The sequence below is a fragment of the Streptomonospora nanhaiensis genome, assembly GCF_013410565.1.
Lineage (GTDB): Bacteria > Actinomycetota > Actinomycetes > Streptosporangiales > Streptosporangiaceae > Streptomonospora > Streptomonospora nanhaiensis.
Window position 1 is genome coordinate 3992311 of the sequence record NZ_JACCFO010000001.1, and the last position, 21300, is coordinate 4013610.

The 21300-nt window shown below is 72.5% G+C and carries 17 protein-coding genes; 7 read left to right on the forward strand and 10 right to left on the reverse strand.

Features of this window, described 5'->3' with window-relative positions:
• The first annotated feature begins 173 nt into the window (after positions 1-173).
• On the forward strand, positions 174-1838 hold the full coding sequence (locus tag HNR12_RS17550; RefSeq protein WP_179768633.1) for an NYN domain-containing protein: 1665 nt from the start codon (positions 174-176) through the stop codon (positions 1836-1838).
• Positions 1839-1920: 82 nt separating this feature from the next.
• The gene (locus HNR12_RS17555; protein WP_179768635.1) at positions 1921-2475 is read left to right on the forward strand and encodes a hypothetical protein; all 555 of its coding nucleotides are present in this window, start codon (positions 1921-1923) and stop codon (positions 2473-2475) included.
• Here HNR12_RS17555 and HNR12_RS17560 read toward each other — a convergent pair.
• A complete protein-coding gene (locus HNR12_RS17560; RefSeq protein WP_179768637.1) occupies positions 2472-3167 on the reverse strand; it encodes an HAD family hydrolase in 696 nt (231 codons plus the stop codon). The genes HNR12_RS17555 and HNR12_RS17560 overlap by 4 nt on opposite strands.
• Before the next feature lie 205 nt (positions 3168-3372).
• Between HNR12_RS17560 and HNR12_RS17565 the strand changes: the two genes are divergently transcribed.
• On the forward strand, positions 3373-3945 hold the full coding sequence (locus HNR12_RS17565; protein ID WP_179768639.1) for a putative glycolipid-binding domain-containing protein: 573 nt from the start codon (positions 3373-3375) through the stop codon (positions 3943-3945).
• A 75-nt stretch (positions 3946-4020) separates the two neighbouring features.
• Here the strand turns inward: HNR12_RS17565 and HNR12_RS17570 are convergent, their stop codons facing one another.
• Positions 4021-5004 carry a nucleoside hydrolase gene (locus HNR12_RS17570; RefSeq protein ID WP_179768641.1) on the reverse strand — a complete coding sequence of 328 codons (984 nt, stop codon included), beginning with the start codon at positions 5002-5004 and terminating at the stop codon, positions 4021-4023.
• 495 nt (positions 5005-5499) lie between these two features.
• On the opposite strand from HNR12_RS17570, the gene HNR12_RS17575 reads away from it, so the two are divergent.
• Complete coding sequence (locus HNR12_RS17575; protein ID WP_179768643.1) at positions 5500-6063, forward strand: ATP-binding protein; 564 nt, start codon at positions 5500-5502, stop codon at positions 6061-6063.
• 255 nt (positions 6064-6318) lie between these two features.
• On the opposite strand, the gene HNR12_RS17580 is transcribed toward HNR12_RS17575, so the two are convergent.
• Positions 6319-7044 carry a gamma-glutamyl-gamma-aminobutyrate hydrolase family protein gene (locus HNR12_RS17580; protein WP_179768645.1) on the reverse strand — a complete coding sequence of 242 codons (726 nt, stop codon included), beginning with the start codon at positions 7042-7044 and terminating at the stop codon, positions 6319-6321.
• Between the two features lie 463 nt (positions 7045-7507).
• Between HNR12_RS17580 and HNR12_RS17585 the strand changes: the two genes are divergently transcribed.
• The 3 genes from HNR12_RS17585 to HNR12_RS17595 all read left to right on the forward strand — a co-directional run bounded on the left by HNR12_RS17585 (position 7508) and on the right by HNR12_RS17595 (position 10101).
• Positions 7508-7885 (forward strand): group I truncated hemoglobin, encoded by a 378-nt coding sequence (locus HNR12_RS17585; RefSeq protein WP_308118893.1) that lies wholly within the window; start codon positions 7508-7510, stop codon positions 7883-7885.
• A gap of 204 nt (positions 7886-8089) precedes the next feature.
• The gene (locus tag HNR12_RS17590; protein ID WP_179768647.1) at positions 8090-9229 is read left to right on the forward strand and encodes a globin domain-containing protein; all 1140 of its coding nucleotides are present in this window, start codon (positions 8090-8092) and stop codon (positions 9227-9229) included.
• Positions 9226-10101, forward strand: coding sequence for a DivIVA domain-containing protein (locus HNR12_RS17595; RefSeq protein WP_179768648.1), 876 nt, complete (start codon positions 9226-9228; stop codon positions 10099-10101). The genes HNR12_RS17590 and HNR12_RS17595 overlap by 4 nt, the downstream gene beginning before the upstream one ends.
• Positions 10102-10243: 142 nt before the next feature.
• Here HNR12_RS17595 and HNR12_RS17600 read toward each other — a convergent pair whose 3' ends face one another.
• The 7 genes from HNR12_RS17600 to HNR12_RS17630 all read right to left on the reverse strand — a co-directional run bounded on the left by HNR12_RS17600 (position 10244) and on the right by HNR12_RS17630 (position 21280).
• A complete protein-coding gene (locus HNR12_RS17600) occupies positions 10244-12010 on the reverse strand; it encodes a glycoside hydrolase family 6 protein (protein WP_179768649.1) in 1767 nt (588 codons plus the stop codon).
• 194 nt (positions 12011-12204) lie between these two features.
• Positions 12205-15039 carry a glycoside hydrolase family 48 protein gene (locus HNR12_RS17605; protein WP_394353917.1) on the reverse strand — a complete coding sequence of 945 codons (2835 nt, stop codon included), beginning with the start codon at positions 15037-15039 and terminating at the stop codon, positions 12205-12207.
• 804 nt (positions 15040-15843) lie between these two features.
• Positions 15844-17328 (reverse strand): DUF6177 family protein, encoded by a 1485-nt coding sequence (locus tag HNR12_RS17610; protein WP_179768651.1) that lies wholly within the window; start codon positions 17326-17328, stop codon positions 15844-15846.
• A gap of 32 nt (positions 17329-17360) precedes the next feature.
• Positions 17361-17639 (reverse strand): hypothetical protein, encoded by a 279-nt coding sequence (locus HNR12_RS17615; RefSeq protein WP_179768652.1) that lies wholly within the window; start codon positions 17637-17639, stop codon positions 17361-17363.
• A 353-nt stretch (positions 17640-17992) separates the two neighbouring features.
• Positions 17993-18634 (reverse strand): hypothetical protein, encoded by a 642-nt coding sequence (locus HNR12_RS17620; protein WP_179768653.1) that lies wholly within the window; start codon positions 18632-18634, stop codon positions 17993-17995.
• Between the two features lie 16 nt (positions 18635-18650).
• Positions 18651-19493, reverse strand: coding sequence for a hypothetical protein (locus HNR12_RS17625; protein WP_179768654.1), 843 nt, complete (start codon positions 19491-19493; stop codon positions 18651-18653).
• Positions 19484-21280 (reverse strand): hypothetical protein, encoded by a 1797-nt coding sequence (locus HNR12_RS17630; RefSeq protein WP_179768655.1) that lies wholly within the window; start codon positions 21278-21280, stop codon positions 19484-19486. The genes HNR12_RS17625 and HNR12_RS17630 overlap by 10 nt, the downstream gene beginning before the upstream one ends.
• Between the last annotated feature and the right edge of the window lie 20 nt (positions 21281-21300).

Sequence of the window (21300 nt, forward strand, 5' to 3'; positions counted from 1 at the left end):
CACCCCGTCCCCGCACGTCGCGGCGTTGAAGGCGGCAGGGGCCGGGTACACGGCGGCACAGACTTGGTTAGGCTGTGGCGCGGCCCGTCTGCGGGCCGAGTGCCGAACGCCGGCAGGACCCGGTGCGTATCCGTCGCCCCGGGGAACGAACCAACGGGAAGGGGCGGTGTCGCGTGGATCGCTGCGCGCTGTTCGTAGACGCCGGCTACCTCCTCGCCGATGGCGCGATGGCAGTGCACGGAACCCGCAACCGCGACTCCGTGTCATGGGACTACGCCGGACTCGTGCAACTCCTCAACGAGGTGGCGCGCGACCGTACGCAACTCCCGCTGTTGCGCTGCTACTGGTACGAGGCGACCGCCGACGGCCGCCGGACCCAGGAGCAGGACGGAATCGCGGACATCCCCGGTATCAAGTTCAGAGCCGCGCGAATCCGTCCCGGCAGACGGGAGGGCGTCGAGAGCTACGTCCAACGGGACCTGACCACACTCGCCCGCACCGGCGTGCTGTGCGAGGCCGTGCTCGTCTCCGGCGACGAGGACATGGCCCAGGTCGTGGCCGACGTCCAGGATCTCGGCGTCCGCGTCACGGTCGTGCACATCTCCGTCGAGGGCAACTGGACCATCTCGCGCGCGCTGCGACGGGAGTGCGACGACCTCATCGAGATCGGCGCGGGCCACCTGCGCCCCTACGTCACGCTGCTGTCGGGCCTGGGCGACGAGGACGCCTCCGAGACCACCACCCCGCTCAGCAACGGGCGTTCCCGCAGCGCCCCCGAGGTCACCCGCCGCCCGGTGACGGCGCACCCGGGCTCCAGCCGGGTCGAGCCCACCCCGCCGGCGTCCTCGGGCCTGGAGGCCGTGTTCGCCAACACCGGGGCGCAGCCCGCCATGACCGGCAGCGCCATGGACCAGCTGCGGGCCATGCGGCAGAGCCTGGCCCAGCGCGGCGGCGACCACCTCGCGCCGCAGGGCGCGGGCGGGGTCGACGGCCCGCGCCCCAACCACTCCGGGCCCATCGACGCCAACGGTTTCCCCTCGGGCGGCCACACCCCGCCGCCCGTGACCGGTGCGCACGCCGGCATGGCCGGGAGCCAGCCCCCGGCCGACACCGGGTTCCCCGCGCCCAGCACCGGCGCCCACCCGGGCATGCGCGGCACCCAGAACCCCTACGGCGGGCCACCGCAGCAGGCCCGGCCGCCCGGCCAGCACCCCACAGGCGCCCACCAGGCCGGCGCCCACCAGGGCGGGGCGCACCAGGCCCCGATGCCGCCGACGGGCGGCCACCCCTCCATGGCGGGGCACCAGTACGACCGCGACAACCCGCCAACCCGCAACACCCCACCGCCGCAGGCGGACCCGCGCTACGGGGGTAATACCGGCGAGAATCCGGGGTACGGAGGTAACACCGGCCCAAACCCTACTTTTGGGGTCAGTACGGACGGTGACTCCCGCTACGGGAGCGTCGGCGGACCCAGACCGGGTACCGCACCGGGTACTGGCCCCCAGCCCGACAACCGGGTCCAGCACGGGCCCTACACCGACCCCACACCGCGCGTCGGCCCGCTGTCGGCGGGAGCCCCGGCGGCACGCAGCGTCGACGACGCGGTGACGGCCGCACGGCAGGAGGGCAGCGACTTCGCCGAGTCGATCGCGCGCGACGCGCCGGCCCTGTGGATGGAGGCGGTGCTGGCCCGCCGCCCGCGCATGCCCTCCGACCTGGAGGCGCGGCTGCTGCAGGGATCGGCGCTGCCGATCGACTTCCTGCTGCGCGACGAGGTCCGCGACGCCCTGCGGCAGGGGTTCTGGAGCGCGCTGGAACGCGCGGCGCGCGGGTGAGGGCGGTGCGGCGGACGACCGGCGCCGCGCACCGCCAACGGGCAACGACGGGCAGGACGACGGCCAGCGAGGGAGGGTGGCAGTGACCCGCGTGACGACCGCCGATCTGGACCGGCTGGAGTTCCGGGCCGTCCAGTCGGGCGACCACGTCGACGTCGCCCTGGAACTCCTGGGCCTGGCCAACAGCGTCGACGCCGACAGCGAGATCTCGCGCGCCGAGATCTTCGTGCGCGCCGGCGAGCAGTGGGAGATGGCCCAGGAGTTCGAGCGCGCCTCGGCCGCCTACCAGCGCGCCATCGACGACGGCGGGGTCACCATCATCGACGCCCGCGCCCTGCAGGCCGGCGCGCTGCTGGAACTGGACCTCATCGACTCCGCCTACGCCCAGTTGGAGCGGTTGCGCGCCGAGGGCCCACGCAACCTGCCCACCTACATCCACATCGCCGAGACCCTGCAGGCCCACGACGACCTCAAGGGCGCGCACACCTGGGCCACGCTGGGCATCGAGCGGTTCCGCCACCAGGACGTCTCGCCCTACGTCCACGACCTGCTGATGGAACTCGTGCGCACCCGGTTCCGCATCCGCATGGACCTCGGCCTGCCCGAGGACGCCTTCGACCGGCTGCTGGACGGCTAGTCCACGGCCGGCCCTCCGCCGGCCCCCGCCACCGCGTCCGCCTCGGGCACCGCGCCCCCGGCGAGCAGCGCGCGGCCCCGGACGTAGGCCCCCATCAGGCTCGTGCCCCGGTACCGGGCGCGGGCCAGCCGCGCCACGTGGTGGTCGGCGTTGACCGCGACGCTGTGCGGCACGTGCCCGAACAGCGGGGCGTCCGACAGGGAGTCGCCGTAGGCCACGCACCGCTCCAGGGGGATGCCGGCGCGCGTGCGGGCCTCCTCGGTCACACGGACCTTGTCCTGGGGCGTGAGGACATCGGCCGGGTCGAGCGGCTCGCGGAAGGGCAGCGCGGGGAAGCGCGAGGCCACCACCTCGTCGAAGCCGAAGTCGAGCAGGCGGCGGGCGAAGAAGTCGGTCGACATCGTGATGACCAGGGAGTGCTCGCCGCGCGCGCGGATGTCGGCGCACACCTCGCGGATCTCCGCGAGGAAGGGGGCGGCGGCGAACGCCCGCTCGACGTGCTCCTCGGTCAGTTCACTCCACAGCGCGTGCAGGGTGGCCGAGAACGCGCGGGTGTCGATCTCCCCGGCGCTGAAGCGGCGCTCCAGGTCCAGCAGTTCGGCCTCGGTGCCGCAGGTGCGGGCGATCTGCGTCGCCGCGCTGGTGCCGTGGATGAGGGTGCCGTCCATGTCGAACACGTGCAGATGGCTCATTGCGCCGTCCTACCATCCCGGTGTGGGATGCGTCGCCCCGTTTTGTCGGCCAACGCGGGATCAGATCCGCGCGCCGAGAGCCGCGCGGAGGCCGGGGAGCCGCCGGGTTCCGCGCACCCCGCGGGCGGTGTCCGGCACGGCCCCGGTGGCCTGGTGTTACACCCGGGCTCTTCCGTGTAACGGGACGTACCGGTAGAACGGTGCCATGCCAGCCTCCAGCGGAGAACCCGTCGCGTGGTCCCGGGTCGACGTCGCGTCCGGGCTGGGGCTCGGCACCCTCCTGCCGCAGCCCCACGGCTTCCGGCTGGAGGCCAGCGAGACCGTCGCCGGCACCGAGGAGCGCTACGCGAGCCGCTTCACCGTGCACGCCGACCTGGCCTGGGTCAGCCGCGCGGCGCGGGTGGAGGTGCTCTCCGGCGCCGGACCGGCGAGTGTGGAGCTGCGGCGCGAGGCCGCCGGGTGGACGGTGAACGGCCGCCGCCGGGCCGAGCTGGACGGCTGCCTGGACGTGGACGTGGCCGCGACCCCGCTCACCAACACGCTGCCGATCCGCCGGCTCGGGCTGCGCCCGGGGGAGTACCGCGACATCTCGGTGGTGCGGATCGACGTCCCCAGCCTGGGGATCCAGCGGCTGACCCGGCGCTACACCCGGCTCTACGCCGCCGACGGCCAGGAGCGCTACGAGTACAGCGACCCCCTCAACGGCTCGTTCGTGCTGACGGTCGACCGCGACGGGCTGGTGGTCGACCACGAGGGGCTGGCCCGCCGGCTGCGCTGAGGCACCGGAGGGCCCCGGCCCGCCGGTCCATCCGTCCCGCCCGCCGCGCCCGCCCTGCTCCGGCGGTTCCGGGGCTCAGCGCGGCGGCAGGCCGGTGATGGGCCGCGAGGGCGCCACCGGGTTCGACAGCAGGGCGGCGAGGTAGCGGCGGAACCCGTCGGCGTCGACGTCCTCCACGACCGTGGCGTTGGCCGCCAGCCCGTGCACGCCCCACGACATCGCCGAGTAGCCGCGGGTCAGTTCGCCGCTGGTCTCCACGTCGACGTGGTAGCGGCCGGCGGCGCGGACGAGTTCGGGGTGCAGCAGCAGGGCCGCGGTCAGGGAGTCGGGGTGGGTGGTGCCGTCGATGCCGACGCCGCGGTCGAACTCCAGCGTGGCGGCGCAGACCCGGGTGAAGAAGTCGGCCAGCGGGGTGCGCAGGGCGGCGATGTGGGCCAGGGTCTCGCGGCCGAACACCGCGCGCCGCAGGGTGAGCGGGTCCCACGGCACGACGGTGATCGCGAAGCCCGCCGCGAAGACCGCCTTGGCGGCCTCGGGGTCGACGTAGAAGTTGAACTCCGCGGCGGCGGTGATGTTGCCGCGCCCGTTGTTGGAACCGCCCATGACGTAGAGGGCCCGGACGTTGCGCGCGAAGCCGGGGTCCTTCAGCGCGGCGGCGGCGATGTTGGTGAGCGGCCCGATCGCCACGACCGACAGTTCGCCGGGGCGCTCGGCGGCCAGGCGCACCAGCGCGTCCACCGCGTGCTCGCTCTCGGGGGCCTGGTCGCCGGCGTCCATGCTCAGCCCGCCCACGCCGTCGCCGTGCACGTTCTCGGCGCTGACCCAGGGCCGCATCAGCGGGCGGCGGCAGCCCAGGTGGACGGGGACCTCGCCGAGGCGCCCGGCGGCGTTGAGGGTGAGAAAGGCGTTGTGCACCTGGCGCTCGAACCCCACGTTGCCCGCCACCATGGTGATGGCCCGGAGGTCGGCGGCCGGGTCGAGCAGGCCCACCAGCAGCGCGACGCAGTCGTCCTGGGCGGTGTCGGTGTCGATGACCAGGGGAACGGGCGTCGGCGGCATGGGCGGGACTCCTTGTCCGGACGGGTGCGGCGCGGCGCACCGCACGGCGTGTGCGGCCGAGCCTAGGCGGCCGTGCGCGGCCCGGCCGCGCGCCGGTGCCGGGGCGCGTGTCGGGGTGCGCACGGGGGGCCGGTGAATGGCGTGTTTCAGGACAAAGGTCTATAAGGGCGGTTTGCGTTTTGTCTCCCGTTCAGGAGCGCTCCCGCGTACTCTTGGGGTTAGCCCCATCGGTTGTCCGGCACCCTTCGCGATGGTGCGATTCGCCGGCCAATTCTGTATACAATCAGTGAAGATGGTTGTCGGAGGGCCGTGGTTGCGGCAGAATTCGGCGATGGATGGTGGTTCCTCTGGGGCGGGTGCGACCCGGTCGCCGCCCTTGGACTCCGACACCGCGCCGCGGGGCGCGGGCCCGGCACCGCGCTCGTCCGGCGCCCGGGCCGCCTTCCGCGGTGCTCACTCCGGAGGATCGACAAGCACCGTAAGGCGGTGGCCCGGATGGCCCAGTGCGACGGAGTGGACGACGACGTCGGCATCTACACGCTGCGGGCGTGCCGCACGTTCGCCGGCGCCGCCCGCGAGTGCCGCGAGGCCCGGCTCTGGGCGCGCCGCCACATGCGGCCGTTCCCCGATGTCGCCGACGCCGTCGAACTCGTGGTCAGCGAGTTCTTCGGCAACGCCGTGCGCCACACCGCGTCCGGCCAGCCCGGCGGCACCGTGTTCGTGAGCCTGGTCGGCCTGGTCTCGGGCGCCCTCCACCTGGAGGTCCACGACGAAGGCCCGCGCCGGGGCGCACCCCGCACCACCGCGCGGGTGCTGGCCCCCGACCTCGAACGCCCCGACGGCCGCGGACTCTTCCTGGCGGCGGCGCTGACCAAGGAGTGGGGGCGGCTGCCCCTGCACGGCGGCCCCGGCTACGCCGAACGCGGCTACACCAGCATCTTCGACCCCGATCTCGACCACGAGACCAGCGACTACGTCGGCCCCATGATCACCTGGGCGGAGTTCAGCACGTCCTTCCGCGCCGCTCCCGCGTCGGCCGCCGCCCACCACGCGGGCTGATCCCGCGGGGGTGGCGCCCGCCGGGGCGCCCCTCGCCCTTTTTCCGCGCACCGCGCCGCGCGGCTGTGCCGCGCGCGATTTCCGCGCGGGCAAAACCGGGCGCGCATTGGCCGCGAATCCGCGAAAGCCCGCCGGAGCCATTCGGCTCCCGTGCAATTGCATATTCGCCGAAAATTTTCGACGACCGTCGCGCGGCGGAGTTTTCCTCCGCCGCCATTGCCCCGGGCGCAGCGGAATTTCCGCCGTGCGGCGCGGCTATCCGCGCTCGGCGGCCCGCTTGGCGGCGGCCTCGGCCAGCCAGCGGAACAGCACGGGGTCCGCGCGCATCTCCGGGTGCCACTGCACGGCCAGCACGCCGGGCTCCTCGGGCGCCTCCAGCGCCTCGACGGTGCCGTCGTCGGCCCAGGCCGCGGGCACCAGGCCGTGCCCCAGGTCCGCCACCGCCTGGTGGTGGTAGGCGGCCACGGTGACGCGGGTGGCGCCGTGCAGCGCCGCCAGCCGGCTCGCCGGGTCCAGGCGCACGGGGTGGTCGCCGAAGACGCCGGGCCGCTCAAGGTGCGCGGCCGCGGCGGTGTCGCCGAGGACGTCGGGCAGGTGCTGGTGCAGCGTACCGCCCCGGGCGACGTTGAGGAGCTGCATGCCCCGGCAGATGCCCAGCACCGGCGTGCCCGCGGCCAGGGCCGCCTCCAGCAGTGCGAGCTCGGCGTCGTCGCGCGCGGCCAGGACGCCGCCGGTGCGCTCGTGGGGCGCGGCGCCGTAGCGCGCGGGGTCGACGTCGCCGCCCCCGGCCAGGACCAGCCCGTCGAGCCGGTCCAGCGCCGCGTGCACCCCGGCCACCGGCGGCAGGACCACCGGCACCGCACCGGCGGCGGCCACGGCCCGGGCGTAGGCGTCCGGGAGCAGGACGGCGGGCATGGCCCACTCGCGCCCCCAGCGGGCCTCCTCCGCGTAGGCCGAGATACCGATCACCGGTGCCGCCATGTCCGCCTCCCGTGCCCGCGACGTCCGCGCCGCCCCGGCGCGTCCCTAAACGGTGCCACGGCGCCGGAGCGCGCTGCGCCGCCGCGGGCACAGGAAGCGGACGACACGTGACACATGACACATGATCTGGGGCGCCGCTCCGCCGCCGGGGCCGCGGCCCCGGCGGCGCGACGCCCGGCGGCGTAGGGCCGCGCGGCTCTCGGCGCGGGTGGGCGCGCACCCCGTTTCACAATGAATGCCAAAGGTCCCGAACCCGGACGAAATACCCGGGTATTCAGTGAGGACGCCTGTTCGGTACGTGCTCGCGCGGCCTGTCGCATGCCCTGCTATCTGGGCAAATGCGGGGTTTCGGACAGATTCGGGCTGACTTTTGACGTTTTGGTAACGGCGTCTGTAGGGTTCAGCCCCGAGTTCTCTCGCGCATCTCCCTTCCCTTCTTCCATTCCATGCTGAGGTGCCCCTCGTGACGAACGAAACCGCAACCATTTACGAGCGCATCGGCGGCCACGACGCCCTCACCACCGTGGTCGACGACCTCTACGTGCGCATCATGGCCGACCCCGAACTGGCCGGCTTCTTCACCGGCACCAGCCTGCCCAAGCTCAAAGGGCGCCAGGTCGAGTTCTTCAGCGCCGCCCTGGGCGGCCCCGACCTCTACAGCGGCGGCGCGATGGACGAGGTCCACCGCGGCCGCGGCATCGAGCAGCGCCACTTCGACCTGGTCGCCGCCCACCTCGTCGACTCCCTCAAGGCCGCCGGCGTGCCCGGCGACACCATCGACGAGATCATCGGCGCCGTCGCCCCCCTCTCCGGCGCCATCGTCGGCAAGACCGAGGGCTGACCCCGCCCGTCCCCCGGACGCCCGTGCCCGGGCGTGCCGGCGGCGGACACGGCCGCGCGCCGGAAGCGGGAGACGACCGGGCGCCCTGCGGTGTGCCGCCTGTCGCGCGGCCCGCCCCCGGCCGCTCCCGCCCACCGCCCCGCCCGCGGCCGCCGCCGCGGCCCGCCGCCCGGGCGCGGGATCCCTGCTAAGGAATCTGATCACGTGGATGTCACGCGGCTGAAGGACAGTTGGAAGAAGGTCGCGGCCTACGGAGACGAAGTCCCACTGTTCTTCTACTCCACACTGTTCATCACCCACCCCGAGACCCGGTCGCTGTTCCCGGTCAGCATGGCCGGCCAGCGCGACCGGCTCGTCGGCGCGCTCGGCCGGATCGTCTCCGACGTCGACCGCGTCGACGAACTGGTGCCCTTCCTCCAGGGCCTGGGCCGCGACCACCGCAAGTTCGCGGTCGTCGCCGAGCACTACCCCGCCGTCGGCCAGGCCCTCCTGCACACGCTCGCCCACTTCCTCGGCCCGGAGTGGAAACCCGAACTCGCCGAGGACTGGAGCGAGGCCTACGGCCTGGTCGCCAAGGTCATGACCGAGGCCGCCGACGAGTCGGCGCGCACCACCCCGCCGTGGTGGGACGCCCGGGTGATCAGCCATGAGCGGCGCAGCGCCGACGTCGCGGTCATCACCGTCCAGCCCGAGTACGAGCTGGAGTACCGGCCCGGCCAGAGCGTGGCGGTCGAGACCCGGCTGCGGCCCAACGTGTGGCGGTTCTACACCCCCGCCAACGCGCCCCGCCGCAACGGCACCATCGAGTTCCACGTCCGGCTCGTGGGAGGCGGCCCCGTCAGCACCACCCTCGTCCAGGGCGTGCAGCCCGGCGACTCGCTGCGCCTGGGCGCGCCCGTGGGCGACCGGCTGCTCCTCGGCGGCAAGCGGGACCTGCTGATGGTGGCGGGCGGCACCGGGCTGGCCCCGTTCAAGGCGATGATCGAGCAGCTCCGCGCCGAGCAGGCGGGCGGCGACGTCCGCCGCGTCAGCCTGTTCGTCGGAGCGCCCTACGCGCGCGACCACTACGATTACCCGGCCCTGCACGAGCTGGCCGGGGCGTGTCCGTGGCTGCGCGTGGTCCCGTGCGTCTCGCGCGAGGCCCCCCGGCCCGGTGTCGAGTCCGGGGACGCCGTGGACGTCGCGCTGCGCTACGGCACCTGGCCCGACGAGGACGTCTACGTCTGCGGCTCGCCGGAGATGGTCACCGGCACGCTGCGCCGCCTCGCCCAGGCGGGCGTCACCGAGGACCGCGTCCGATACGAGGACTTCGACACCACCAGCACGAGCGGAGGGAATCCGTGACCGCACGCGAGGACATGGGTGCCAGGAGCCGGTCTTCTCAGCGGCTGAGTCCCGAGCGCGTCCGTGCCCAGGAGTTCTCCCGGGCCTCGCTGGGCCGGCGCGGGTACAACGAGGAGGAGGTGCGGCTGTTCATCGGCCGCGTCGCCGAGGACCTCGCCGCCAGCGACGCCGAGAAGGCCAGCCTGCGCGCCGAGATCGACCGGCTGCGCCGCCGCTACCGCGAGCAGAACCACTCGGCCGCCTCCGTCGAGGGCCCGCCCGCCGAGGCGGTCAACCTGCTCTCGGCCGCCCAGCAGCAGGCCGACGCCTACGTCGCCCAGGCCCAGGAGTACTGCCGCCAGCTCACCGTGCAGGCCCGCCGGCAGGCCGAGGACATCCTGGTGGAGGCGCGCGACCAGGCCGGCGCGGCCGCCGACGAGGCCGCGCGCGGCTACCGCGCCGGCGCCGGCTCCTCCTACACCCGCGAGGTGGAGGAGATGGAGCGCCGGGTCGCCTGGATCCAGACGTTCTGCCGGGCGGTGCAGATCCAGATGCAGGCCGCCAGCGACGCGTTCTCCCAGGAGATCGCCCGGCTGAGCGACTTTAGCACGTTGTCGGCCGAGCGCGACGGCCGCCGGCCCGACTCCCCCGACGGCCTCGGCGGCCCCCAGCGGGCGCCCCAGCACGCGGCACCCGCCTCGGCCGCGGGCCCTCTCGGCGCGGCCGGCCCGGCCGCGCCGCCCGGCCCGCCGGTGCCCGCCGGCCCGGTCGGCCCGGGGCACGGGATCGGGCCCGACGTGGATGCCGTGCCGCAGAGCCGCTACGCCGGCGGCCACGACTCCGACCGCCGCGCCCACGACGACAGCGGCGCCGCCTGGCTGCCCCGGGGCTGAGCCCGCCCGCCCTCGGCCGGATGCGCCCGGCCCGGCCGGCGGCGGGCACACGCGAGGGCCGCGCCCCGGCCGGCACCGGCCGGGGCGCGGCCCGCTGGGTGCGGACAGCGGTCGGTTCAGATGTCCAGCGGAATCATCCTCTCTACACCGGCGGGTAAGCGTTGGCCAGCAGCTCCTGGAACTGCGCCGGGAACCAGTGGCCGGACAGCGGGGCGTTGGCCAGCGCGCCGGACATGTTGTAGTTGTTGCGCGCGTTGCCCTCGTAGGTGGGGTCGCACATCCGGTCGAAGCCCTTGCCCTCGTCGTTGTCGATGAACTCGCTGGAGCCGTCGGACTCGCCCGGAGGCTTCACCCACACGTAGGCGTCGATGCCCGGCTCGGGGTTGGCCTGCGGGCGCTCGCCCAGGCCCGCTCCGGACTGGTTGCACCAGTTGCCGACGTGGATGCGCCGGTCGATGCGGCTGGCCTCGACGAAGGAGTTGAGGTCGGTGGAGGAGCTGGGGCCGCTCGGCCGCTCCGAACCGCCCCACCCGTTGCGGGAGGTGTCGATCAGCATGCCGATGTCGCTGTTGAAGCCGGCGGACACGGCGCGGGTGCGCAGCGCCTGGGCGAAGGACAGCTCGTCGACGTACCGGTTCCAGTCGACCCAGCGCGACTGGCGGATCTGCTGGCCGTTGACGGTGCCGTTGACGTCGATGTAGGGCTCCTCCAGCGCCGAGTAGTTGGCGGTGTTGACGATGAACCCGTGCACGTCGTCCACCGAGGCGCCCCCGGTGGTGGCGGCGTCGTGGAACAGCTCCACCGACGGGCCCAGGTTGTCGTCCCAGCCCAGCCAGCCGTGGTGGCCGGCGTCGATGTAGTTGTAGACGTTGGGGATGGCGCCGAGCTGGTCCAGGGCGTAGGCCACGCCCTCGACGTAGTTGCCGTTGGCCAGCATCTCGTTGCAGTTCTCGGTCGCGGTGGGCCGGCTGCCCACGTTGGTGACGAGGTTGGGCAGCGAGTCCGGCTCGATCGTGGTCACGATGCGCAGGTCGGCGAACGCCGGGTCGCTCATGATGTCGGCGATCGGGTCGATGTACTCGTTCTTGTAGACGTCGATCTCGTCGGCGTCCAGCTCGCCGTTGGAGGCCAGCGCCGCGCAGTCGCGGCCGGGGAGGTTGTAGATGACGACCTGGATCACCATGGGGTCGCCGTCGGACTGGGCCACGGCCTCCTCAAGGTGGTCGCGCAGCCCCATGCTGCCGGTGGTGGGGCTGTCGTTGCCCTCGATGGCGCCGCGCCGGTCCATCCACACCGCGGTGGACTCGTCGGCGATCGCGTCGCCGCCCGGCTCGCCGGCCGCGTTCTGCGACCAGATCGGGTTGACGTACATGTCGGCGCCCGCGAACGGGTTGTCGACCTTCTCACTCGGCTCCGGGGGGTCCGTGGGGTCGGGGTCCGGCGGGTCGGTCGGGTCGGGGTTGCCGGGGCCCGTGCCGCCGTCGCAGACCACGCCGTTGAGGGTGAACGACTCCGGCACCTCGTTCTCACCGCTGTAGGTGCCGTTGAAGCCGATCTGCGCGCTGCCGTTGGTGGCCAGCGTGCCGTTGTAGTTGGCGTTGGTGACGGTCACGGCCTGGCCGGACTGGCTGAAGGAGCCGTTCCAGCCGTTGCCGATGCGCTGGTTGCCGGAGAACTCCCACTCCAGCTCCCAGGAGTTGAGCGCGTCGCCGAGATTGGTGATGGTCACACTGGCCGTGAAGCCGGTGGACCACTGGTTCACCACCGTGTACTCGACCTCGCACCCCTCGGCCGCCTGCGCGGGTGCGGCCACGGCGAGCGTGGCCGCGCCGAGCGCGAGCGCCGAGGCGCCCGCCACGGCCCGGCCCGGCCACCATCGGCCGCGCCCGCGATGGGGCTGTGATCTCATAGATCCTCCTTGGACGCGTGGCCCGCCGGTCCGGGGACCGGGTGCGGCGGGCCGGTTAGGGGATGGGGAGGGCGGCCGCCGGGCTGGGATGTCCGGCGGCCGGTTCTTCCGGTCCGGCGTTCAGCGCCCCGCCGCCGTGCGGCGGCGGCGGAACGCGAGGCCCGCCGGACCGGAGGTCGTCGGTGTCCGGCCGGCTAGCCGAACAGGTTGTCGTGCGTCGCGAAGGCCGTGGCGATCTCCGCCTGCGACCAGAAGCGGTGGTAGGTGAAGGTGGGGGCCGGCCCGTCGGGGTTGGCGAGGTAGTCCTCGACCTTGGACCACTGCGGGTCGTCCTCGTAGAAGGAGCGGATGGACAGGAACGTCGAGCCGGGCTCGACCGGGTCGCCGTTGGCCATCTGGCCCGACCAGCCGCTGGGGACGTACACCTCGTCGTCGAAGCGCGCGTAGTCGGCGCGGGTCTCCTCGACGGCGATGCCGATGTCGTCCTCGTTGGCGATCAGCGCGTCCAGCAGGCCCTCGCCCGTGGTGCGGGCCTCGGCGTCGCCGGAGGCGGCGGCGTAGTAGAGCAGCGTCTTGGCCAGGGAGGCCGCGACACCGACGTCCTGGCCGTGCGAGACGACCTCGACGTGCAGGTCGGGGTTGCCGGTGGACTCCCCGTCCCAGGTGTCGGGCTCGCCCGACCACTCCATGTCGGCCGGGACCGCGAAGTCGCCGCCCGTTCCGACCTCGGTGTTGGCGATGGCCCAGGGCACCCAGTCCTCCAGGATGCCGCCGGCGCGCTCGTCGCCGGTCTCGTAGTAGAGCTGGGCGACGCGCTCCATGCCCCACACCTGGAAGCCGAACCAGCGGTTGGACGGCGGGTCGTGCCAGACCGGCTGCCAGTCGTAGTAGAGGCCGTAGAAGGTGGGGGACCCGGCCGGCGGCTGGGCGTACCTGCCCGCCCAGCTGTTGGTCGCGCCGCCGGCGATGCCGCCCTCGGACGACTGGAGCCACTCCATGAACTCCAGCTGCCGGTCCAGGCTGGTGGCCCAGTCCTCGGCCGCCGTGGGCGACTCAGGGATCAGCTCGGGCACCTCCGACAGCGCGTAGGCCGCCATGGGGTTCTGGTAGCCCTGGTGGGAGGAGCTGCCGCCGATGCGCCAGGCCCACGGGTACTGCGCCGACTCCATGGCGCCGCCCCAGGCGTAGTACCAGGACATCAGGTAGTGGGCGCTGTTCTTGCCCTGGCCGGCCGCGCACTGCTGCGGACCGACGCAGTCGCCGATCTCCTTGAAGTACTTGTCGAACATGGCGTAGCGCAGGTAGTCGCCCATCTTGGAGGCGTCGCTGACCACGTCGGCGACCTCGTCGGCGTTGCCCTGCTCCTCGGCCCACTGGTGGGCCCAGTACGCCACCTGCACCGCGCGGGCGTCGGCGTCGGGGGCGTTGGTGTAGCGCCACTGCTGGGAGTAGGCGGAGTCGTCGGTGAACAGGTCGAGGAACCCGTTGTCGCCGCCGTGCTCGAACGTCTCGCACGAGGGGTGCGGCACCGTCTCCCACACCGACTCCTGCGAGCCGCGCTGGAAGGTGTTGATGAAGGCCGGGGCGTCGTCGGTGCCGTCACCGCAGAAGCCGTAGCCGTAGGTGTTGTCGACGTCCAGCAGCCAGTGCATGCCGTAGACCTCGTCGGTCCCGTAGGTGCTGCTCAGCTCCTGGGCCAGCGGGTCGTCGCCGACGGGCACGCCCTGGTCGAGCGCCGCGGGGTAGCCCTGCGGGGTGTCGTGCTCGGGGATGTAGGTCGCCGGCGCCGAGGGGTCGTAGGAGCCGTTGGTCGGCTGGTCCTCGGTCTCGGGGATGATGAACTCCTCCAGCGACGCCCACGCGTCGTTGAAGGGGCCCCAGTCGCCGGTGATGCGGCCGTAGTCGGCCTCCAGCCACAGGTAGTAGCTGAACGCCTCGGAGGTGGTGGCGTGGCCGTGGTCGGGCGCCTCCACGATCAGCGTCTCGACCGAGTGGTAGGGCACCAGCAGGCCGTCGAACTCGCGGAAGTAGCCGCTGGCGGGGTCCTTGATCTTCTCGTACTGCTCAAGGAACGCCGCCTCGTAGTCCGAGGTGTTGGGGTCGATCTCGGTGACCTCGACGGTGTCGGACCCGTAGCCCTGGCCGGAGGCGGTGATGACCGCCGAGCCGAGCGCGCCGCCGTTGTCCGCCGAGGAGACCGTGACCTCCTGTTCGGTGTCCCAGTTGTCGGGCGTGAAGGTCAGCTCGGCGCCCTCGGAGACGGTGATGTCGGAGCTGCCCTCGGTGCGCTCGACGGTGACGTCCACGGGGGCGTCGGGGGCGTTGGACAGCGAGACGTCGAAGGTGGCGGTGCCGCCCTGGCGCACGCTGAGGTTGGCGGGGGTGGCCTGGAGTTGGGGCTCGTCGATGACCTCGACGGCCGCGGCGTCGGAGGTGGTGCTGGCGCCCTGGTCGTCGACCGCGGTGGCCGTGACCGAGTAGGGGCCGACCTCGGCGCCGGACCAGGTGGCGGTGTAGGGGGCGGAGTCGTCGGTGGCGATCTCGGTGCCGTCGGCCTCGAAGACCACGTGGTCGATCTCGCCGTCGCTGTCGCTGGCCTCGGCGGCCAGTTCGATGTCCTCGCCGGCGAGGAAGGTCGCGCCGTCGGCCGGTGAGGTCAGCTCGACCTCGGGGGCCGCGTTCTCCTCGGCGCCGTTGCAGGCGGTGCCGTTGAGGGTGAACGACTCGGGCACGCCGTTGGAGCCGCTGATGCTGCCCTGGAACCCGACGGTGGCGGACTCGCCGGTGCCGAGGTCGGGGTTCCAGCCGGGGTGGCGCACGGTCACGTTGGCGCCGCTCTGGCTGAACTCGCCGGACCAGCCGTTGGTGACGCGCTGGCCGTCGGGGAACGCCCAGCCCAGCGACCAGTTGTTGACCGGGTCGCCCTCGTTGGTCACCGTGACGTTGGCGGTGAAGCCGCTGCCCCACTCGTTGGTGATCTGGTAGTCGACGGAACACGCCGTGGCGGCGAACGCGGGTGTGGCCGGCATCAGCGCGGCCACAAGGCCCGCGGCGACGCCGCCCGCTAACAGCCGCCCGCGCGGCCATCGGGTTAACAGCCGGGAACCCATGGTGAGGAGTACCTCCAGTTTCCGTGAGGTCCCGCCACGGCGGCGGGATGTGGGGGATACGCCCGAGGGCGCGTGAAGCCGGGGGTGGGGCACGGAGTCGACTGGGAGAACACGGACGGTCGCGCGCGGACACGCGGGGTGACCGCACCGGCCGACAGGCGGGGTCCGGACGCCGGGCGCCGGAGACGGCGTGCGCGGGGACGGGCGGACGCCTCGGGGCGTCGCACCGGAAGACGGGGGATGCGGGGTGGGGGATACGGGGTGCGGGGGATGCGGGCGTTGTGGGGGAGCCGCCCGGGAGGCGAATGGGGGATGCGCCAGGGGGAGGGGTGGGTGCCGGTGTCGTTTGCGGGGATGGAGGGGGATGGACGTTCGGCGGCGATCTGGGAGCGCTCCCAGAACGCATCGGGCTCCACCGCGGTGCGCCGGAGCCTTGGCGGTTGTCGCGCTCCTGGATGATCTGCGTCACTCCTGGGAGCGCTCCCAATCACAGTAACGAGATCATTTCGGCGTGTAAACCGTCTATGACGTTTTTCCCGAGCCAATCCCAACCCGACGCGCACCCCAGGAAGGGCCAAACCGCCCTTTCGAGTGGGGGCGAAGGATCAACGGATGGGCGGGGAAATGGCGGCAAAGTGGTACCGCAAGAAGGGAGCGGCCGCTATCGTCCCATTTCAATAAGGGTGCTCCCCGCGCGCCCGGGATGAACGGGGCACGCGAAGATCAGTCGGCGGACTCCGTCTTCTTGGGCCGCAGGTGCGAGATCAGCCCCCGGAGTTGCCGCCGGGCCCCCGGGTCGGTGCCGTCGCCGATCGCGTACCACAGTGTCGGCGTCAGACGCGGGCCGATGCGCACCGGCGGGACGGGGGCCGCCGTCGCGTGGTCGAGGCCGCCGACCCTGTGGACCCCCTCCGCTCCCAGCGCCAGCCCGACCGGAACCAGCGCCCCGCTGTAGGACGCCGCGCGCGTGAGGTCGGCGCGGCCGCGTCGGCGGTGGACGTTGAGGGACTGGAGGCTGCCGCCCGTGCCCAGTTCCTCGACCAGTCCCCTCACCGCCGACAGGCCCGGCTCGGTCCCCGCCGGGTAGGCCACCGCCAGCGTGACGCTCTCCTTCACGCCCTCCGCCACCCGTTCCACGCGAAGGCTCCCGCTGAACGGCCGCGCGCCTCCGTGCGGTCCCAGGAACACCACCCGCGAGCCGCGCGGCGCGCGCTTCCGGACGAGTTCGGTCAGCTTTTCGCGGTCCCACACCAGCGGCGCGGGCTCGCTCGTCCCCCACAGCGCCGGCGCGGACCCGGCGAGGGCCCCGGCCAGCAGTTCCACCTCTCCCCCGACGCGCAGTTCGGAGTCGGCCGGGTGCAGCATCTTCAGGTCGAGGACGAGGTGGTCGACCAGGGTGTCGTCCTTCCGGCGGAACAGCGGATGCACCGCGCGGTCGGACGCCCGCTCGGGGTCGCGCACGAATCCGGCGTCCTGGTGCCACACCAGCGGGGCGCCGAAGAGGCCGTCGTAGTAGGTGCCGTCGGATGCGCGTACAACCCATCGCGCCATCGGGTTCTGCAGCAGGGCGGCCAGTTCGTGGGTCAGCCGCGCCTCGGGCGGGGTGACCAGCTGGAACGCGCGCTGCTCCCGCCCCTGCCCGGCGACCGCGTCGATGATCCACGGCGACAGCGGCACCACGGGCCGGTCCTGCACCGCGACCGCCACCCGCTCGGTGGACAGGGAGACGGCGGGGTGGTCGGTCGTTCCCAGCAGCAGCGGATCGTCCCGGCGCAGGCGCGGTTTGGCCTCCCAGATGTAGCCGCCGAACTGGGCCACGAGCGCGGCGGCGAAGCGCCGCGCCATGTCGGCGGTGTCGGTGTCGGCATCGTTGCCGGTGCCGGTGCCGTCGGCGCCGAGTTCGCCGCCGCGCGCCTCGACCCACCACGGGCGCTCGGGCAGCGGGGTCCGGGCGGGGTCCGTGCCGGCGCCGCTCCGCCAGACCACCGCGTCGCCTCCGCCCAGCAGCCGGCGGACCTCGTCCAGGCCGGACAGCCGCTGCCCGGCCTGCGCGGCGGCGAGCAGCCGGCCGGAGTCGTCGCGCATCTCCACCACGGCGCCCTCGGCCACCGTGCGGACGCGCGCCCCGGGGTCGGCGTGGACCAGGGCCCTGGTCATTCCGCGCATGGTGGGGCGGTTCTCCAGGAGCGCGACGACGTCGTGGGTCATGTGGGGGGTCCCCTCTGTGCCGGGTCTGGGGCCTACAGGTGGTCGCTGACGTCGACGCCCGTGCCGTCCTCGCCGACATGGGCGCTCACGCCGTAGTTATAGGGGGTGCCGAAGAACGTCGGACCGCCGGGGGTGCCGGGGAAGCCGAGCGCCTGCTCAACGGCCCGCAGCCCGGCGGCCAGGCGCGGCGCGTTCCGTTCGTGGACCTCGGGGTGCGGGGTGCCGAAGAAGTCGCGCTCCGCCCAGATGTCGTGGAAGACGCATACTTCGACTCCCAGGCGGTCAGCGCCGGGAGCGGTGTTCACCTCCACGATCCGGTCGTGTCCTTGACCGCCGCCGTCAGGAGCGGATATCCCGCCGTAGCCCAAGAAGGTGAGTCGTAGCGGCGCCGCATCCGGTGCGACGGCAGGAGTATTCGCGAGGACTGCGTCGGCGAGTTCATCGAGTGGTGCTGTGCGCGCCCGCCTGAAGAGGGAAGTGAACCTGGAGACGTCCTCGCTAACGTGGCTCCAGTCCACAGCGAGTTCACAGCGGTCGACCAGGCCGTTTTCAGCAAGTCGGTCGATCACCTCGCGCGAGAGGAGTAGGGCCTTATTGAGGTCCGGTCCGGTTTCCGCGGTCCTCCAATTCCAATGGGCAATGGGTCCGCGCGCTTCCGGGCGCCTCATGGGTTTTCACCTGCATCTTCGGCTTGGATGGTGAGAGAAACGCCATAGCCGACGGGTTCGGCGTATTTCGTCGGCTCGTCAGGTTCATCGGCGTCGAGAGGAGTGCTCAATGCGGTCTCAAGGTCGCGCAGGGCCTTTTCGAGCCGTGGCGCGTTGCGCTCGTGAACATCGGGGTGCGGCCGTCCGAGGAAGTCGCTGAGCGACCAGATGTCGTGATGGACTCCCACCGTAAGCAGGGTGGCAGAGTCGTACACGGTAAGAGTCGCTGAGCAGATGTCCGGTTCCTCTCTCAGAGTGTCTGAGGGAGTAGCCCAGTATCCCCTTCCGCGCAAGTGGAGATGTGAGGGGATCGCGTCGGGATGGCCCGATGGGCGGCTTTTTCGAATATCCGAGGAAAACGCCTCGGGGGTCTCCCGAAAAGGATTTCGGATTCGTGTCCGCGGCCAGATCGGTCCCGTTGCGCCGCTGTGCCACTCTACGTCGACATGGTCGAGCACCAGCAGTCCGGCCTTCTCCAGCGTGTCGGCCACCGTCAGCGCGATCGGTGCCCCCACGTCGAGCCCGTCTGCGTCTACATCGTGATCAAGAAGCCAGGTCCACGTTGCGATCGGGCTCCGCACGCTCATCAGTGAAGACATCTCAACGCCCCTGGGTCTACTTCGGGGGATAGATCTGAGTGTTCGGTGGTATGGTCAGCATGCCATCCGTGAAGTAAATCCGCAATGGAGACCCACTTCTCGATACGGCGGATTCCAGCCTCCTCATCACTTCAGGCGACAGAGTGCGCTGAGGGGCGTTTACCTCCATTATCGCAAACGTTCTGAGGTTGGGAATCTCCTGAAGCTCCCTCAGTTGGTTGAGTGCTCCCTTTGCGTTTTTCACCAAGGCGTTGTCCGAGGGGAACACGCCAGGCTCTCCTCCTGTGCGCTTGATCTGATAGGACCAGACATCTCCGTCGGGGCTTGTGATCTGCGCGTCGACGTCGTATTCGTCAACGGGTATTTCATGGGAGCGCCCCCAGTGGCCGTCGTCCCCGAACTCCAGGCGCTGCGGCGGGTAACCCTGCCTGATCAGGTTGTCGACAAATCTCAGTTCGGCGCTGATGCCTAGGAATTTCCGTTCGGATCCGAAATCGGAGACGATGTGTCCGAAGCCTCTGACCTGGGTGATCCGGCCCTCAATGATAATGTCGGCGATCTGGCTCCCAAGGCGGGACGGGTGGTTCCGCAGGAGTTCGACCACCTTGTCGATCTTGTTCGGCTGCAAGCGGTGCTCCCGGAGTATGTCCCGCACGCTCGCCTCCTGGGAGTCCCCCATACCGCCGTCCCGCGATTCCGGTGTCGGAGAGCCCGGTTCGGGATTGGGAGACGGAGGGCCGTCCCCGCCACCGCCTCCGGGCGGGCCCCCTCCGGGCGGGCCGCCGCCGGGTGGGCGGTCGCCGCCACCGCCGCCGGTCGGCGGGTTGTCCTCGGCGCGCGGGTCCTCGGTCACCTCCACGGGCCGGCTGTCGCCGTCCAGCCGTGGGTCGGTGCCGCTGCCGCCCGTGCCCTCGGTGCCCTCCGGGTCGTTGCGGCTCGTCTCCAGGCCGTCGGGGGTGACCGGAACCCGGGCCTCCTCGTCGGGGCCGCCGCGGCCGCCGTCCGCGCCGGAGTCCTCCAGGGCGTCGATGGTCCAGGGGGCCTCGCCGTCGAGTTCCGCCATCCGGCCGCCGTCGATGTCGTCCATCGCGTCGGCGAGGTCCTCGTTGCGGCGGGCGATCTCGGAGAAGGCGTCGTCGACCTCCTCGGCGGTGGGGTCGCGGCGCGCGGGATCCTGGGCGGCGGGGTCCTCGCCGCGCGGGCGGTCGGGGTCCTCGCCGGTCTGCTCCGGCGCCGCTCGGGACTCTGCTCCGGATCGGGCTCCGGGGGCGGCTCCGTCGAAGGCCGGTCCTGGGGCGGCCCGTCCCCGGTCTCCGGCTGGGGCCCGGGCTCGGGCGCGGGGTCCGCGGCGGGCGGGGTGGAGGGCTGGTCGGGCACCGGGTTCCGGGTGGCGTTGAGTTGGCTGAGCGATTCGCTCATGTCTCCGATACCGGAGGTGTCGAAGCCCTCGCCCGGCTCGATGCTCTCCGGCCGGGTCACCCGCTGCGAGTTTCCGTTGGGCGTGGTGCCCGGCATCTGGCCGTCGCGCTGCCCGGAGCCGTCGCCGCCGTCGGACCCGTCCCCGGACGAGTCGCCGCCGCGGCCCACCGACCCCAGGATGCGGTTGACGCGATTGGCGATCATGGGCACACCGACGACCGCGCCCAGGCCCGTGGCGCTCAGCGCGGCCCCGCCCGCGATCATGCCGACGTTCGTCAGGAGGGTGCCGAAGACGTACCCCGGCCGCTCGCCCAGTTCCGTCCAGGGGAAGAGCCCGTGGATCGCGTCGCCCCAGGCGCCCCGGGCCACGTCCCACGCCTCGCCCAGGCTGGTGGTGAACTCCCCGGTCTCGGGGTTGTAGACGCCGACCATCGCGCCGAGGCCGGCGATCGAGTCGCCCCAGTAGCCGCCGAAGTTGTCCGTCCAGCTGCCGCCCTGCCACAGCCAGCCCTCGTCGCCGTGGAGGCCGATCGCGCCGCCGAAGTCCTCCAGCGTGCCCATCAGCACGTCGCCCGCGCCGTGCACCAGGTCCACGTGGCCCCAGTGGTCGGTGCTCTGCGGCGACCCCCACGGGGTCTCGACGTCGGAGAAGGGCTCGGCCGTGCCGTAGACGACCTCGCCCTCGCGGGGTTGCCCGCCGTCGGCGTCGGCGCCGACGAACCGGGTGCCGCCGAACAGCGCGGTGATGGCGTTGGCGCAGTCGCGCTCGGCCGCCCAGTAGCGGTGCGCCAGGGAGTTCACCCGGTTGAGCAGGTCGTTGTGCTCGCCGACCTTGTCGCTCTCGCCGCCGAGGAAGCCGCCGTCGTCCCAGTCGTCGTCGCCCTCGATCGAGGCGAGGAAGTCCTGGGCGTCCGCTTTGGCCTGCACGAGCTGGGCCTTGAGGTCGCGGGCGGTCTCCGCGAAGGTCTCCAGGGCCGCGGCGACCTGCCCCAGGTCCACGTCGACCTCGTCGTCCTTCTCCGAGACCGGGTCCATCACCGCGAACAGCGTCTCGGCCTCGGGGGCGACGTAGTGGTCCCGCAGGTCCGACCACGAGCTCTTGACGGCGCCGCCGGACTCGGCGATGTTCCCGCCCTGGGTGCGCAGGTCGGCGGCGGCGTCCTCCAGCGCGTCGGGGTTGACGTCGGGGATGAATATGGAGTCCGGGTCGATGAGGTCGTCACTCACTGCGGTGTCCTCGCCGGGGG

Coding starts and splice junctions, on each gene's coding strand:
- HNR12_RS17575 (WP_179768643.1), top strand. CDS start 5,500: ATGGCCCAGTGCGACGGAGTGGACGACGACGTCGGCATCTACACGCTG.
- HNR12_RS17605 (WP_394353917.1), bottom strand. CDS start 15,039: ATGCCGGCCACACCCGCGTTCGCCGCCACGGCGTGTTCCGTCGACTAC.
- HNR12_RS17620 (WP_179768653.1), bottom strand. CDS start 18,634: ATGTCTTCACTGATGAGCGTGCGGAGCCCGATCGCAACGTGGACCTGG.
- HNR12_RS17565 (WP_179768639.1), top strand. CDS start 3,373: ATGCCAGCCTCCAGCGGAGAACCCGTCGCGTGGTCCCGGGTCGACGTC.
- HNR12_RS17600 (WP_179768649.1), bottom strand. CDS start 12,010: ATGAGATCACAGCCCCATCGCGGGCGCGGCCGATGGTGGCCGGGCCGG.
- HNR12_RS17560 (WP_179768637.1), bottom strand. CDS start 3,167: ATGAGCCATCTGCACGTGTTCGACATGGACGGCACCCTCATCCACGGC.
- HNR12_RS17580 (WP_179768645.1), bottom strand. CDS start 7,044: ATGGCGGCACCGGTGATCGGTATCTCGGCCTACGCGGAGGAGGCCCGC.
- HNR12_RS17610 (WP_179768651.1), bottom strand. CDS start 17,328: ATGACCCACGACGTCGTCGCGCTCCTGGAGAACCGCCCCACCATGCGC.
- HNR12_RS17570 (WP_179768641.1), bottom strand. CDS start 5,004: ATGCCGCCGACGCCCGTTCCCCTGGTCATCGACACCGACACCGCCCAG.